Origin of the sequence: Bradyrhizobium sp. Arg816, from assembly GCF_029989365.1 — a bacterium.
In the GTDB taxonomy this organism is placed as follows: domain Bacteria; phylum Pseudomonadota; class Alphaproteobacteria; order Rhizobiales; family Xanthobacteraceae; genus Bradyrhizobium.
This window is the reverse complement of the sequence record NZ_JAPRAQ010000024.1, coordinates 41,813-57,129: the sequence shown is the minus strand read 5'-3', so window position 1 is coordinate 57,129 and position 15,317 is coordinate 41,813. Positions and strand designations below refer to the sequence as shown.

At 67.0% G+C, this 15,317-nt stretch carries 12 protein-coding genes; 6 read left to right on the top strand and 6 right to left on the bottom strand.

What is annotated here, in order from left to right:
* Positions 1–43: 43 nt before the first annotated feature.
* Positions 44–526, top strand: coding sequence for a GNAT family N-acetyltransferase (locus OWC48_RS36895; RefSeq protein ID WP_282524390.1), 483 nt, complete (start codon positions 44–46; stop codon positions 524–526).
* Positions 527–661: 135 nt separating this feature from the next.
* On the opposite strand, the gene OWC48_RS36890 is transcribed toward OWC48_RS36895, so the two are convergent.
* From OWC48_RS36890 to OWC48_RS36865, 6 genes are all read right to left on the bottom strand, one after another.
* A complete protein-coding gene (locus OWC48_RS36890) occupies positions 662–3,049 on the bottom strand; it encodes a TonB-dependent receptor (protein WP_282524389.1) in 2,388 nt (795 codons plus the stop codon).
* A 147-nt stretch (positions 3,050–3,196) separates the two neighbouring features.
* Positions 3,197–3,601 (bottom strand): DUF2946 domain-containing protein, encoded by a 405-nt coding sequence (locus OWC48_RS36885; protein ID WP_282524388.1) that lies wholly within the window; start codon positions 3,599–3,601, stop codon positions 3,197–3,199.
* Between the two features lie 403 nt (positions 3,602–4,004).
* Entirely contained in the window at positions 4,005–6,068 is a 2,064-nt protein-coding gene (locus tag OWC48_RS36880; RefSeq protein WP_282524387.1) for a hypothetical protein, read from the bottom strand.
* A 7-nt stretch (positions 6,069–6,075) separates the two neighbouring features.
* The gene (locus tag OWC48_RS36875) at positions 6,076–8,889 is read right to left on the bottom strand and encodes a DUF4159 domain-containing protein (protein WP_282524386.1); all 2,814 of its coding nucleotides are present in this window, start codon (positions 8,887–8,889) and stop codon (positions 6,076–6,078) included.
* A complete protein-coding gene (locus OWC48_RS36870) occupies positions 8,886–9,830 on the bottom strand; it encodes a DUF58 domain-containing protein (protein ID WP_282524385.1) in 945 nt (314 codons plus the stop codon). The genes OWC48_RS36875 and OWC48_RS36870 overlap by 4 nt, the downstream gene beginning before the upstream one ends.
* Positions 9,830–10,828, bottom strand: a complete 999-nt coding sequence (locus tag OWC48_RS36865) for a MoxR family ATPase (RefSeq protein WP_038935379.1) — start codon at positions 10,826–10,828, stop codon at positions 9,830–9,832. The genes OWC48_RS36870 and OWC48_RS36865 overlap by 1 nt, the downstream gene beginning before the upstream one ends.
* 258 nt (positions 10,829–11,086) lie before the next feature.
* Between OWC48_RS36865 and OWC48_RS36860 the strand changes: the two genes are divergently transcribed.
* From OWC48_RS36860 to OWC48_RS36840, 5 genes are read left to right on the top strand one after another with little or no spacing between them, the layout of a single operon-like run.
* Positions 11,087–11,698, top strand: coding sequence for a DUF1285 domain-containing protein (locus OWC48_RS36860; protein WP_282524384.1), 612 nt, complete (start codon positions 11,087–11,089; stop codon positions 11,696–11,698).
* Positions 11,695–12,366, top strand: a complete 672-nt coding sequence (locus tag OWC48_RS36855; RefSeq protein WP_282524383.1) for a CoA pyrophosphatase — start codon at positions 11,695–11,697, stop codon at positions 12,364–12,366. The genes OWC48_RS36860 and OWC48_RS36855 overlap by 4 nt, the downstream gene beginning before the upstream one ends.
* The gene (locus OWC48_RS36850) at positions 12,363–12,626 is read left to right on the top strand and encodes a DUF6111 family protein (protein WP_282524382.1); all 264 of its coding nucleotides are present in this window, start codon (positions 12,363–12,365) and stop codon (positions 12,624–12,626) included. Before OWC48_RS36855 ends, OWC48_RS36850 begins: the two co-directional genes overlap by 4 nt.
* A 10-nt stretch (positions 12,627–12,636) precedes the next feature.
* Positions 12,637–13,893 (top strand): CCA tRNA nucleotidyltransferase, encoded by a 1,257-nt coding sequence (locus OWC48_RS36845; protein ID WP_282524381.1) that lies wholly within the window; start codon positions 12,637–12,639, stop codon positions 13,891–13,893.
* On the top strand, positions 13,890–14,660 hold the full coding sequence (locus OWC48_RS36840) for a sulfite exporter TauE/SafE family protein (RefSeq protein WP_282524380.1): 771 nt from the start codon (positions 13,890–13,892) through the stop codon (positions 14,658–14,660). The genes OWC48_RS36845 and OWC48_RS36840 overlap by 4 nt, the downstream gene beginning before the upstream one ends.
* Positions 14,661–15,317 lie beyond the last annotated feature (657 nt).

Here is a 15,317-nt window from a genome sequence, read left to right as displayed (position 1 = left end):
TGCGCTCCATCCGGGGTACGATACCTTTTGCGGAGTCTCGACAATGCAGGTGCGGCCCGCTGATGCCGGTGAAGTCGATCATCTCGCTCAGCTGTGGCACGATGCCTGGCATGGCTCGCATGCCTCGCTTGCGCCGTCGGAGCTGGTCCGCCTCCGCACGCTCTCGAGTTTTCGCCATCGGCTCGCGGTCATGCTTCCCGATATCCGCGTCGTCGGCCCGGCCGGCGCCCCGCTCGGCCTCTGCGCCCTCAGGGCTGACGAATTGTATCAGCTCTTCGTATCGCCGAAGGCGCACGGCGCGGGCGTCGCAGCGGCGCTGATCTCCGACGCAGAGGCCCGCCTTGCCGCGCGCGGCGTGGAGCTGGCGTGGCTGGCCTGCGCCGTCGGCAACGCGCGCGCTGCGCGGTTCTACGAGAAGAGCGGTTGGCGCAACGCCGGCACCTTCGTGATGATGTCGGAGACCTCGAACGGGCCGTTCCCCGTCGATCAATGGCGCTTCGAGAAGCGGCTGACGCGCAGCCCGTAGCCCGGATGGAGCGGAGCGCAATCCGGGAAGGTCTTTCCGTCAGGTGAGAAACCCCGGATTTCGCTCCGCTCCATCCGGGCTACGGTTCACTCAACGCGCGTGTGCCGGGGCCCGTGGGCCCCGGCTGCCGCAAGGCTAGAACTTGAAGTTGGCGAACGCCCGCACGCCGATGCCGGGCATCAGAACCTCGTCCTTGGTGTAGGACACCGAGTTGCGGATGCTTTCGTTGAGGAGATTGTTGCCGACGATGCCGGCCGTCATCTCGCGCGCGCCGAACAGACGCGGATCGAGCTTGGTCTTGTAGCTGACCTCGGCCTTCAGCAAATTGTAGCCCGCCGTCGGCGTCTCCGCGATCACGGCGACATTGTTCTGCGCGAAGGCGTGCAACAGGTTGACGCGCATCAGCCAGTTGTCGTCGCGCCAGAACACGCCGCCGCCTATCCGCAGCGGCGGAATGCGCGGCACGTTGGTGCCGTCGGTGAAGGTGGCGCGCACCACGTCGAACTGGTTCTCGATGCCCCAGATGCCGCCCTGGAATGCACCGACGTCGAGCTGCGACTGGAATTCGCCGCCGCGGAAGTTGGCGTTGGCCTGCGAATACACCGCCTGGTTCAGCTCGGCGCCCGGCGTGCCGCAGGACGCGAAATTGTCGTCGCACATCACGCCGGTGAGGCGGCGAAAGATGAAATTGTCGAAATGCGTGTAGTAGACGGTCGCCTCGAAGCGGAACGGCCCCGTCGCCTTGCGGACGCCGACCTCGACCGACTTCGCGGTCTCGATGGCGAGGTTCGGATTGCCGATGTCGAACGTCGCGGTCGCATCATGCGCGCCGCGCGAGAACAGTTCCGCGGCCTTGGGCGCGCGCTCGACATATTGCGCGGTGATGCTGCCGACCATACCCCCCGGCAGGTCCTGCAACAGGCCGATGCTGCCGCTCTTCGGCGTGAAGGACGGATTGCGTGCGATGCCCACCTGCGGCGTGCCGTCGGGTAGATAATCCGCCGGGAAGTTCGGCGTCGTGCCGTGCAGCTCGACATGCTCGATGCGGCCGGCGATCTGCGCTCGCGTTGCTTCCGTGAACTTGAACTCGTTGAAGGCGTAAGCGGCAACGCGGGTGTTGTTGTTGGGGTCCCACAGGCCGTTGAACAGCGTGCCGGGATTGTCAGGGCTCGGCGCGGTCAATTCCTGATGGCCGACCTGAAAGCCCAGCGCGGTCGTCACTTCGGCGAAGCGCGCGTTGAACGGCATCAGCTGCACCTCGGTGCGGATCTCCTGCTCCTTGTTGGTGAAGGTCTGCCTTACGCCGTCAGTGTTGGGATTGGCGGGATCGGCAAGGCCGATCTCGTTGTGCCGATAGTCGGTCGCGCCGGCCCAGAAGCGGATGGCGTCGATCGCTGCAGCGTCGGGATGGTACTCGCCCTTGACGTTGATCTTGGTCTGATGACCGTCGATCCGTGTGTTGTGGTCGGCGCCGTCGATGCCGGGGATATGGTAGAGCGAGTCGTTCTGCGTGATCGACGCGCCGATATAGCCGCCCTGGAAGAAGTAGGAGCCGCCGATCGAGGCGCCGTCCGTGCGCGACGCCGAATTGGGCTGGCGCCCGTTTGTGATGGTCCGGGTCTGGTCGGTCAAATAGGGGTAGCTCGGGATGCCGTAATCCGTCGTGTTGCGGCCGTAGACGTCGGCATGGAAGGCGAAGTTGCCCGCGCCGGTGTCGAGCAGCACGCCGCTCTCGACGCCGCGATCGACCGAGCTGAACGCGCTGCGCGTTTCGGCGGTGACGCAGGGCGAGGTTGCGGCGCTCGCGAGCGGCGCCTTGACCGGCATGCCATAGCTTTGGAACGGCTGAGTGCCGCAGCTCGGCAGCGCATCCGGAATCCGGTTGTTGGTGGCGCTGACGACGCCGCCGATCGAGGTCGATCCATAGCGCAAGGCGGCCGGCCCGCGCACCACTTCGACCTGATTGGTCGCGAGCGTATCGATCGGGACGAAATGATCCTCGCCGAGATCGGAGGCGCCGTTCGCATTGGTGCCGTTCTCGACGATGCCGACGCGGTTGACGTCGAGGCCCCGGATGATCGGCCGGCTGGAGGCGCCGGGCGCAAAGCTCGAGCCGGTAATGCCGGGCTTGGAGAACAGCAGATCGCCGAGCTGGCCGCCGCCCTCGCGGCGGATCTCCTCGTTCGGCACCACCGTGACGGTGGCGAACTGGTTGGTGACGATTGGCAGCACGCCCTGCTGGGGCGTGGCGGCCGTCGCTGGCGCTGCCGGCGTTGCTTCGGCCGTGCGTTGCTGGCTGCGCGACCGTCCGGTGCGCGCGACATGGACCGGGCTGCGGGTCGGCACCACCCTGCGCACGATCGGGCTCGGCGCCGTCACGGTGACGGAGGGGAGCTCGGTCGATGATTTATCTTGCGCAGGCTGTTGTACCGGCTGTTGGGCGAGCGCCGATGTGGCGGCGGCGCCGAGCAGGAGCAGGCTTGCTCCACCGAGACGCTGCGCGCGTCGCAATTCAAATGACATGGTCCTGATTCCAGTCAGGCGCCGTCCGCGAGATTTGGTGCTGATCGGAGGCGGCCTGCCGTCGCAGCGCGACGGAATTCGACTTCAACTGCTCCCGTGCGTTCGCCTGAAAGCGGCGAGCCGGGTGTGATCAAGCGCTGTTGGAAGTCAGGACGCGGGAGGGGCGCGCGGCTGAAACGCCGTGCCGGCCGAGTTCAGATGGATGAATTCGGCGTCTAGGGTGCGGTAGAGCAGGTCGATCGCCTGCGGCAGCAGCAAGAGAGGCGGCGCCGCGAACATGACGGTGCCCGCCATCGCGACCAGGGCGCAGATCGCGCAATTGTCCTCGCCCGGCTGCTCCCGGTCGGGGCCGGCGGGCGATTGCCTCTCGACCGCGGCGCGGTCGATTGAAGCGATGCTCTTGCTGCCGTCGGTCTGCTGGAGCGAGGACTGGGCGAAGGGAGCGGCCTGGGCGAACCAATGGCTGTGGCCGAACGTCAGCCCGAACTGCACCAGCATCGCGAACAACGCGAGCCGGGCGCCGTGCCTGATATTCGACCGGAACCACTTCATCTGGAAAAGCCACCCCACATCGCAGGGATCAATCCCCCTGATCTCGCGATGTTATAATGTAACATCGCAGCTTAGATCAGCGGATGTCAACAGCGAGCGGACCAATGCGCGCTGGCAGCCGAATCGATGTGTCGTTCGGGCAACTAGCGCGATGGGTTGAATTCGAATCGAGTTGGGCCAACAGCGGTGCTCTCTCCGTTCCCTCCCCCCTTGCGGGGGAGGGGCAGGGAGGGGGGGGCCAGACGGGGACTCTTTCCGTCGCCTACCCGCGCTCGATGCATCGCTAACAACTGATGACACCTATTGCTGGGCCACCCCTCTCCCTAGCCCTCCCCCGCGAGGGGGGAGGGAACGCACCGCCGTCGCGGCGCTAGGCGAGTCTCATCCATCCCGCTTCAGGAGATCAGCGCCCTTCGCGGACCCAGGTGGCGGCAAACGCGCCGAGCAGCAGCAGCAGGCCGATCAGGCCGGCGAAGATCGGCAGCACGCCGACGCCCTTCACGACGCTGGCGTCGCGCATCCGCACGCCCATCCAGCCATCGCCTGCGAAGACGCTCGCCGAGCGCACCGGTACGATGCGCGGCAGCTCGACGCTGGTGCCGTCGACCACGCGCACGGCGTTGCCGCCGGTCGCCTGCGTCAGCGGCTTCAAGGTTTCAGTCGTGGAGGTGACTTCCGAGAACTCCTTCGGATTGGTCGGGCCGACATTGATCAGCGCCTTCAGCGTGCCGTCGGTCGCCTGCCACAGGCCGAGCTCGCTGGCCGGCAGGCTGGCGCGCCACTCGCCGGGATCGGCAGGGCTGAGCGTCAGGTCCTGCGACACGCCCGACGGCGAGGTCACGCTGACCGGCTGGACGCTGTCCGACATGGTCTGGCGCACCACGACGAGATCCTTGCCCTGCACCTGGAGGCGCAGCGCCTCCTCATCGAGGTCCGGCTGCTTCATCAGCCAGTGCGACATCCGCCGCAAGAGATCGAGATGCGGACCGCCGCCTTCATAGCCGCGCGCCCACAGCCAGATGTGGTCGGAGAGCAAGAGCGCGACGCGGCCCTCGCCGAAGCGCGACAGGAACAGGAGCGGCTTGCCGTCGACGCCCGTCATCACCGGCGGGTTGACCGCGTTGCGGGTGTCGACGGTGCGGAAGAACCGGCTCCAGCGCGGCGGCTCGGAGGCCGAGCCTTCGAGGCCGCGCGTGACCGGGTGGCGTTTGCCGATCTCCGACAGATGCGCATAGAACGGCTTTTCGGTCACGCCGACGGGTTCTGCCGGCAGCACTGAATCCAGTGGCGTGCGCCAGATGCTGGTGTTGGAGGCATAATCAGGGCCGGCCGAGACCAGCACCGCGCCGCCCGCGCGGACATAGCGCGCGATGTTGTCGAAATAGGCGATCGGCAGCACGCCTTGGCGGGCGTAGCGGTCGAAGATGATCAGCTGGAATTCGTTGATCTTCTGCTGGAACAGCTCGCGGGTCGGAAACGCGATCAGCGACAGCTCGTTGATCGGCGTGCCGTCCTGCTTCTCCGGCGGACGCAGAATGGTGAAGTGCACGAGGTCGACGCTGGCGTCGGACTTCAGCAGGTTGCGCCAGGTGCGCTCGCCGGAATGCGGCTCGCCCGAGACCAGCAGCACGCGCAGCTTGTCGCGCACGCCGTCGATGGCGACGACCGCGCGGTTGTTCACCGGCGTCAGCTCATTGGCGAGCGGCGAGGCCTCGATCTCGACGATGTTTGGGCCGGCGTGCTTGATGTCGACGTCGACGCTTGCGCTCTGGCCGCTTCCCAGCGTGCGCTCGCTCAGGACCTCGCCGTCCCTGCGGATCGTGACCTTGGCGCGCTCGCCGGTGACGCCCTGGTCGTCGAGGCGGTAGGTGATGGTCTGGGTCTGCCCGACGATGCCGAAGCGCGGCGCCGCCGTGATCGCGATGCGGCGGTCGCGCTCGTCCTTCTGCCCGGTGATCAGCGCGTGCACCGGTGCCTGGAAGCCGAGCCCGGCGGTGTTGGCCGGGATGTCGTGGACCCGGCCGTCGGTGATCAGGAACGCGCCGGCGACGCGGTCGACCGGCACGTCCGACAGCGCGGTGGCCAGCGCCCCGAACAGTTTTGTGCCGTCGGTCTCGCCATCGGCCTGTCCGGCGTCGACGACGCGGACCTCGAGGCCCTTGATCTTCTTCAGGCTGTCGACCAGCGCTTCCTGCGCCTGCGCGGCCTCGCGATTGCGGTTGCCGAAATTCTGGCTCGGGCTCTTGTCGACGACTATGGCGGCGACCGAGGTGAGCGGATCGCGGTCCTCGCGGGTAAAGGAGGGATTGGCGAGCGCCAGCAGGAACAGCGCCAGCGCGGCCACGCGCACGGCAGCGCCCCGCGCGCGCGCCAGCAGCAGCACGAGCGCAACCACGACGATCGCGGCGAGCGCGAGCCACAGGACGATCGCGGGAACAAGCGGCGTGAACGCTATGCCGTAATTCATGTCGATCCTATTGCCCCAGACGTTCGATCAGGGCCGGTGCGTGCACCTGGTCGGCCTTGTAGTTGCCGGTCAGGGTGTACATCACGATGTTGGCGCCGGCGCGGTAGGCGAATTCGCGCTGGCGGGCGTCGCCGCCGGACATCGGCAGCATGAACTGACCGTCGAGCCGCTGCGCCCAGGCGCCGGCCAGATCGTTCGAGGTGATGATGATCGGCGAGACGCCGTCGCCGCCGCGGGCCGGCCGCTGCGCGCTGTCGTCGTCCTCATCGCGCGGCAAGGCCTCGACCCAGGTCTGGCCGGTGCTGAAACGGCCCGGGAAGTCGCGCAACAGATAAAAAGTCTTGGTCAGCACGTGCTCGCGCGGCACCGGCTCGAGCTCGGGCACGTCGAGCGACGACAGGATCTCGCGCAGCGTCTGCATGCCCGGGGTCTGTGCGGCGCCGTTCTCGCCGGGCGGCGCTTCGATCGCGTCGCGGGTGTCGAACAGCACGGTGCCGCCCTGCTTCATGTAGGCGTCGATCTTGTTGATGGCATCCTGCGGCGGCTTGGGCGCGCCCGGCACGATCGGCCAGTAGATCAGCGGGAAGAAGGCGAGCTCGTCGCGTCCGGGATCGATGCCGACGGGATCGCCGGCCTCCAGCGCGGTGCGCTGCGCCAGGAATTGCGTCAGACCGGACATGCCGGCCTTGACGATGGAATCGACGTCGGCATTGCCTGTCACGACATAGGCGAGGCGGGTTTGCGACACCGCCTTCATGGCGAACTCGTCGGAGGCGCCATCGGCGTGCGACGGCGCGGGCGCAAGCGACACCAGGCCTGCAAGCGCCAGCCCGAAGACGATCATGGCTGTCGCGGCGCGCCGGCGCAGCAGCGCGGCGATTCCGCCGCCGAGCACCGCGACGATGATGGCGTCGATCAGGAACAGCGCGAGCGCCGTCGACAGCAGCCAGCCGCGCAGGTCGCGCGGCTCGGCATTGGTGTAGGTCGCGTGCCGGGCGCGCAGGCCTGCGGTGTTCAGCGCGGCGATGCGGTCGGAAGCTGCGAGCGTGTTCACGGCGAGCGGTCCTTCTGCCGGACCATAGAAGCCGGGCGGATGATCAGGCGTGGCGCGGTCGCGATAATCCGCGGGCAGCGGCTTCGCGGTGGCCGGCGGCGGCCCGAACGCGCCGAAGCCGTCGAGGATGTGCAGCGGCGCCACCGTCTCGGTGCTCGCCTCGCCCGCGACCCCGGGCCCTGGCTTGGCGGTGTAGCCGGACATGTCGACGACCCGGCGCAGCATTTCGACGAAGGTGCCCGACATCGGCAGGTCGGACCAGCGCATGTCGGCGCTGACGTGGAACAGGCTGACCAGGCCCTTGCCGCGATGCTCGCCGGTGACGAGCGGCGTGCCGTCTTCCAGCGAGGCCCAGCTCTTGGTGGCGAGCACCGCGTCGGGCTCGGCCAGGACCTGGCGGTTCACGGTGACGTCCTTGGGGACTGCGACGCCGGCAAACGGGCCGTCGGCGGCGAAGCCGGCGAGATGCTGCGGCTTCTCCCAGGTCAGGCTGCCGCCGAGCGTGCGGCCGCCCTTGCGCAGCTTGACCGGCACGAGATCGTCCTCGGCCTGGGCCAGCCTTGGACCGGCGAAACGCACCAGCACGCCGCCCTGGTCGATCCAGGCGTTGAGACGCTCGCGGATTTCAGGGGCGACGGTGCCGACATCGGCGAGGATGATCATCGGCAGCTTCTGGTCGAGGAATTGCGTGATGCCCTGCTGCGGCGAGCCCCGGTCGGCGAGCCGCACGTCGGCGAACGGCGCCAGCGCACGGGTCAGGTAGAAGGTCGGCGCCAGCAGCGGCTGCGCGGTCTCGCTGGTCGTGCCGGTGACGATGCCGATGGCGCGGCGGCGCCACCGCTTGTCGAGCAGTTGCACCGCGCCGGCCGAACGCTCGCCCGATATATCGAGCCGCGTAATGTCGTTGCGCAGCTCGACCGGCAGGTCGAACGAGGCTTCGGTCTCCTTGTCCTGCGGGCCGAACGAATAACGCGCTTCGCCGATCGGCGAGGACTTCTGGTCCAGCGCGCGCACGGTGCCGACGGCGATACCGCTGTCGGTGCGCAGCACCTTCACCGTCATCTTGGCGGCGGCGTTCTCGGCGGCGACGAGCGCCAGCGGGGAGGACGTGCCGCCTTCGAACACCGTCAGGCTGCGATCTCCGATGGTCTTGCCAAGGCCCTGCACGAAGTCCTCGCCGCGGCCGGTATCGACGCCATCCGACAGCCAGGCGATCTCGCAGTCGCCGGTCGCCTTCAGGAAACGGTCGATGGCGGTCAGGGTTTCAACGCGATCGATCGAGTAGGGCTTTGGCGCGAGCTGGCGCAGTGCGACGCGCGCCGCACCCGCAGGCATTAGGGTGATGTCGCGATTGGGCTCTGACAGCGGCACCAGCGCGATCGCGCGGCGGTCGTTGTCGGCATTGGCGATCAGCTCGTCGGCGGCCCTGACCCTGACATCCCAGTGCGATGCGGCGCTCCAGCCGTCGTCGAACATGATCATCAGCGGCGCCTTGCTGCCGGCGGCGCCTGTTTGCGGATTCCAGATCGGGCCGGCGGCGGCGAAAATGACGAGGGCCGCAGCCAGGAGCCGCAGCGCGGTCAGCCACCACGGCGTCCGCGAGGGCGTCTCTTCGCGAGGTGCGATGTCGAACAGCAGGCGCGTCGGTGGAAACTCGATGCGGCGCGGCCGCGGCGGTATCACGCGCAGCAGCCACCACAGCACGGGCAGACTGACGAGGCCGATCAGGAGCAGCGGTTCGGTGAAGGCGAGCGGCAATCCCATCATGCGGCCGGCCCCACCTTGATCGTCGTGGTGCGGTTGCCCGACTTGCTCACCTGCATGCCTGCATGCAGGAACAGCAAGAGCTCGGCGGCGGAGCGGTCGGTCGTATGGGTGGTGAACAGCCAGTCGAGCCTGCTGGTCTCGGCGCGGATCTGGTCGCGGTGCAGCGCGAGCCGCGCGGTGTAGTCCTGCGCCCAGGTCTCGGCGCGGCCCGCCGTGATCACGCCGAAGCCCTCGGGCTCGACGAACTCGATGCGGCCGGAATAAGGGAACGACTCTTCGGCGGGATCGACCACCTGCACCATCGTGCCATGCGCGCCGGAGCCGGACAGGCCCGCGAGCGTGGATTTGATCTCCGCGATCGGCGACCAGAAATCCGACAGCACGATGATCTCGGCGAGCGCGGAAGGCACGAAGGACGGCGGCAGGCTCAGCCGGTCCGCATCGTCATGCAGCATCGCCTGCGCCATCTTGTCGATGACGCTGCGGCTCGCGGTCGGCGCCATCAGTCCGGGAATGCCGACGCGTTCGCCGCCCGAGACCAGCAGCTCGGCCAGCGCGAAGGCAACGATCAGCGTCCGCTCGAGCTTGGATTCGCGCGCGGTCTTGGAGGCGAAGGCCATCGAGGGCGACCGGTCGGGCCAGATCCAGACCGTGTGCGAGGCTTCCCATTCAAGCTCGCGCACATAGAGATGGTCGTCGCGCGCCGAACGGCGCCAGTCGACGTTCTGCGCCGGCTCGCCGGAGACGAAGCGGCGGTATTGCCAGAAGTTTTCGCCGGAGCCGGCGCGGCGCCTTCCGTGCAGGCCGTGGATGACGTTGGCGGCGATACGGCGGGCTTCGAGCACCAGGCGTGGCAGCGAAGCGGCGAGCGTACGGCTTTCGCCATCGGCACGTCGGATCGCGATGATCTCCTTCGCCGTGTGCCCGTTGTCTGCGACCATCAACCGATCCGAGCCTTCAATTGTTTGATCACGTCCGGAATCGTGCGGCCTTCGGCGCGCGCCTGGAACGTCAGCGCCATGCGGTGCTTCAATATGGGCTCGGCGAGGTCGAGCACGTCGTCGATCGAGGGCGCCAGGCGTCCGTCGATCAGTGCGCGTGCGCGCACGGCGAGCATCAAGGATTGGCTGGCGCGCGGGCCGGGACCCCAGGCGATGAACTTGCCGGTCTCGCCGCTCTCCTCGCCCGGGCGAGCCGAACGGACCAGCGACAGGATCGCCTCCACCACGGAATCGCCGACCGGCAGACGGCGGATCAGCCGCTGCGCGGTGATCAGCGCATCTGCGTTCATCGATCCCCTCGCCAGCGTCTCCTCGGCACCCGTGGTCTCGAACAGGATGCGGCGCTCGGCGTCGCGATCGGGATAGTCGACGTCGATCTCCATCAGGAAGCGGTCGAGCTGGGCTTCCGGCAGCGGATAGGTGCCTTCCTGCTCCAGCGGGTTTTGCGTGGCGAGCACGTGGAACGGCTTCGGCAGGTCGTGCCGCGCGCCGGCGACGGTGATGTGCTGCTCCTGCATCGCCTGGAGCAGCGCCGACTGCGTGCGCGGGCTGGCGCGGTTGATCTCGTCGGCCATCAGCAGCTGCGCGAACACGGGACCGGAGATGAAGCGGAAGGAACGCTTGCCGGCGGTGCTCTCATCGAGCACTTCGGCGCCGAGAATGTCCGACGGCATCAAATCGGGCGTGAACTGGATGCGCTTGGCATCGAGACCCAGCGTGACGCCGAGCGTCTCGACCAGCTTGGTCTTGGCGAGGCCGGGCACGCCGATTAGCAGCGCATGACCGCCGGAGAGGATGGTGACGAGCGTGTTCTCGATCACCCGATCCTGGCCGAAGATGACGGACGCGATTGCGTCTTTCGCCGCGCGAATCTGGCTCGACACCTGCTCGGCCGAACGGACGATTCCGTCTTCCAGTTTCTCGACACTTTCCGCCATCCGTCAGCTCCTTAAAGTCCGCCACGCGGCCCGCTTGCGTCGTCAGATCATCACAAGTCGCACATGGGCCCTATGCTAGACTTGCAGGAAGGCCATGTATTCGTTGAATTAACCTATCCCCACCTTATCGGCTTAGGGATATGTAGGGCATCACGAAGTGGCGACCTCCACACCGGGCTAATCCGGTGTGGAACCGCGCACCCGGGTACAACGTAAAACCTGCACCAATCGTGCCAACGGACAAAGTCAGGGCAAACCATGGCGAACCAAGGGCAGAGCGCCGATCGAGGTCTTGAGGGGCTGACTGCCGCCGCCAAAAGTGCTGCCAATGCCGACGGCGCCACGAAGGGCCTGCCGCCGGTGCATCTTTGGAATCCGCCGTTTTGCGGCGATCTCGACATCCGAATCGCTTCCGACGGTACTTGGTTCTACATGGGTACGCCGATCGGCCGCCCTGCGCTGGTTCGCCTGTTCTCGACGGTCCTGAAGCGCGAAGGCGACAAGCATTTTCTCGTCACGCCTGTGGAGAAAGTCGGCATTCGCGTCGACGACGCGCCGTTCATGGCGGTCGAGATGCAGAAGGACGGCGAGGACAACCATCGCGTGCTCCGCTTCCGCACCAATGTCGACGACTGGGTCACCTGCGATGCCGCGCACCGGCTGCGCTTCGAGCAGGCCAGGGAGGGCGGGCTGACGCCATACTTGCATGTCCGCGCCGATCTCTGGGCCAAGGTCACCCGGGCGCTCTATTACGATCTGGTTGACATGGGTGAGGAGCGGATGGTCGATGGCCAGCCGATGTTCGGCGTCGAGTCGGCCGGCGAATTCTTCGCCATGGCCGACGCGGAGCAGGTGAGGGCCGCACTTTGAACAAGCCTATCCTGAAGAGCGGTCCGGTCGTGATCGGCGCGGCCGATTTCTTCGCCCGATCCACGGCGAGGCTCGGCTTCGAGGTGCCGCCCGGCCTCTACGATCCGAACATCATCCCCGCCTCGGGCGATCCCGGCACCGACAAGATGCTCGAGATCGTCGCGCGCGAGCAGCCGGTGCGGCCGGCTGCGGTCCTGATCGCCGTGGTCGACCGTCCCGAGCCGACCATCCTGCTGACGCAGCGCTCGGCGCATCTCAACGACCATGCCGGCCAGATCGCTTTCCCCGGCGGCAAGATCGACGCGACCGACGCCTCGCCGCTCGATGCGGCTTTGCGCGAGGCCGAGGAGGAGGTCGGCCTGTCCAGAGACTTCGTCGAGCCGATCGGCTACCTCGATCTCTACGGCACCGCTTTCGGCTTCCGCATCCTGCCGACGGTCGCCAAGGTGCGGCCCGGCTTCGAGCTCACCATCAACCATTCCGAGGTTGATGATGCCTTCGAGGTACCGCTATCCTTCCTGATGAACCCGGTGAACCACCAGGTGCACAGCAAGGAATTCCGCGGCATGGAGCGGTTTTATTACGCGATGCCGTTCGCGGAACGCTACATCTGGGGTGCGACGGCCGGAATGCTGCGTGTGCTGTATGAGCGGATCTACTCATCATGATCCGGCCGGCTCTGACCGAGATCGGAATCTTCCTCATCCCTTTTGCCGTCTATGCGCTGTTCCTGGCCGCCACCCGCTCCGGCCTGTTCGCGCGATCATCCTGGCCGGTCACCGTCGTCGCGCGCCTGGTCCTGGCCGCGCTCGTGCTAGTCATCGCGGGGCTGATCGGCTTCGCGCATTTCTCCGGCGCCGCACCGGATTCGACCTACGTACCCGCCCATGTCGAGAACGGCAGGCTCGTGCCGGGCGTGGAAAAATAGGGGCTGGACCATGAGCGCAGAGCCGTTACTCGCCAATGCGCCCTGGCTGACCTCCGGCGGGACGGCGCGCGTCCTGGCACTGCTCAACGCCGACGGCGAGGAAGCGCGCGTGGTCGGCGGCGCCGTGCGCAATGCGTTGCTCGGTCTCGTGCCTGGCGACATCGACATCGCAACCACCGCGTTGCCCGACGAGGTGATCCGCCGCGCCAAGGCTGCCGGCATCAAGAGCGTGCCGACCGGCATCGACCACGGCACCATCACGCTCGTCATCGACGGACACCCTTACGAGGTCACGACGTTGCGCGAGGACACCGAAACCTTCGGCCGCAAGGCCAGGGTCGCGTTCGGCCGCGACTGGGTGAAGGACGCCGAGCGCCGCGACTTCACCATGAACGGACTGTCGGCCGATGTGCGAGGTGTCGTCTACGACCATGTCGGCGGGATCGCGGATGCGGCCGCGCGGCGCGTGCGCTTCATCGGTGATCCCGACCAGCGCATCGCCGAGGACTATTTACGCATCCTGCGCTTCTTCCGCATCCACGCCGCCTTCGGGGCCGGCGAGCCCGACCGCGACGGCTATCTCGCCTGCATCCGGGGACGTGCGGGGCTTGCGAGCCTGTCGGCCGAGCGGGTGCGCTTGGAGATGCTGAAGCTGCTGGTCGCTCACGGTGCCTCCGATGCCGCGCGCGCGATGGCGGATGGCGGGTTGCTGCAAGCGCTGAGCGGAGGCGTCGTCTATACCGGGCCGCTGTCGGCCATGATCGCGATCGAGGGCGAGCTTGGCTTGCCGGCAAGCAGCACGCGGCGGCTCGCCGCGCTGACGGTCGCCGTGACCGAAGATGCCAAGCGCGTCGCCACGCGCCTGAGGCTCTCCAATGCGGAAAGCAAGGCGCTGGATTCGATGGGGCACCGCTGGTGGCGCTTCGCCACCAAGGACGAGGCCAATGCGCGGCGGTTGCTCTACCGGCTCGGCGCGGAGCGCTATCACGATCGCGTGTTGCTCGGCTGGGCGCGGGACGGCGGCGACGTCGGATCGTCGCGCTGGCGTGCGCTCGCCGAGTTGCCGCAGCGCTGGACTGCGCCGAAATTTCCGCTTCGCGCCGCCGACTTCATTGCGCGGGGCATGGCGGAAGGACCCGCGCTCGGGCATGTGCTGACGCTTGCCGAGGACGCTTGGCTTGCGGCGGATTTTCCCCTAGAGGAAGCCGCGCTCGCTTCCATCGCCGATCAAGCAGCGGCACGCGTCAGCCGCGACGAGAGAAATTGAACATCGTCTCAGGCTTCGCCGACATCTCGGTCCTTCAGCTCCTGCTGGTCGCGTTGATGGCGTTGTTTGCTTCGATCATCGGTGGTCTCGCCGGCTACGGCACCGGCGCCCTGATGCCGCTCGTGCTGGTGCCGCTGGTCGGCGCCGAGCCCGTGGTGCCGATCATCGCGATCTCCGCGATCTTCACCAATTCGAGCCGCGCGCTCGCCTATCTGCGCTATGCCGATCGCCGCCGCGCGCTGATCGTGCTGGCCTGTGCGGCGCTGACGACCGCGCTCGGCGCCTACGGCTACACGCGGCTGACCAATGCGGGCGCAGCACTCGTGATCGGCTCCATGCTGATCCTGAGCGTGCCGCTGCGCCGCGTGCTCCGCCGCCGCCAGGTCAGGATCGGCGACACCGGCCTTGCCGCCGGCTCGGTCGGCTATGGCGTGCTGGTCGGCGGCACCTCGGGCTCCGGCGTGATCCTGCTCTCGCCGCTGATGGCCGCGGGCCTCGAAGGCGCCGCCGTGATCGCGACCGATGCGATGATCTCGCTCGGCACCGGTCTCATCAAGATCTCGGTGTTCGGCCTTGCCGGCGCCGTCAATGCGCAAGTGCTCGCCTTCGCGCTGCTGATCGGCGCGATCGCCATCCCCGGCGCGTTTCTGGCAAAAGCCTTCGTCGAGCGGATGCCGGTGCACATCCACACGGCGATCCTCGATGTCGCTGTCATCACCGGCGGGCTGGTGATGATCTCGGCGGCGGCAAGGTCGCTGATCGCATAGATGGCTCCGGTCCAATTGGCGTTCGCGGCTAGACCGTGAATCGAACCTCGTGCTCATGGACGTCGGCTTCCGAGCACAAACCGGAAGTCGCCCGGCTTAGCCGTCATCGGCGGCTTATGACCCCGTAGCTCTCTCTCACCTGCGGCGCGGATGTGGTGCCTTTTCCAAGGCAGGTCAACGGTGCTGACATTTGCAAATGCAGGACAATGGCCCAATCACACTTGGCGTCGAATTGGTCGCAACAAGCCTGCGGATCATGTGCCGGCATGCTCGCTACATCATGACTGACGCGAATAGCCGCAGAAGTCCTCAGTACCGACCGTGTGACCCAGGGATGTTGATGCTGTGCCGCAGTCGCAATGATGCAAACCATCCAGACCAGAGGCGGTATAATCTTCAATCGCCTTACGTGTACTCGTAGGAGCTTGCCACTGGCAGCATGCGGCAATGCGCGTGATCTTCATCATGCCTCGAAACAGCGGCGCGCCGTGAGCGTCGGCATGGAGGCTTTGATGCGGCAAAGTCGATAGGACGTACTCACAATTGTTCGCTCAAATAAACCATCGTCTGTGCGGGTTGAATTGGGCAGTGGAGCAGCAGCCTTGTCAGGAAGAAAACTTACAACTAGAGTACGAGTGCGGCAGTAAGACACCGAAC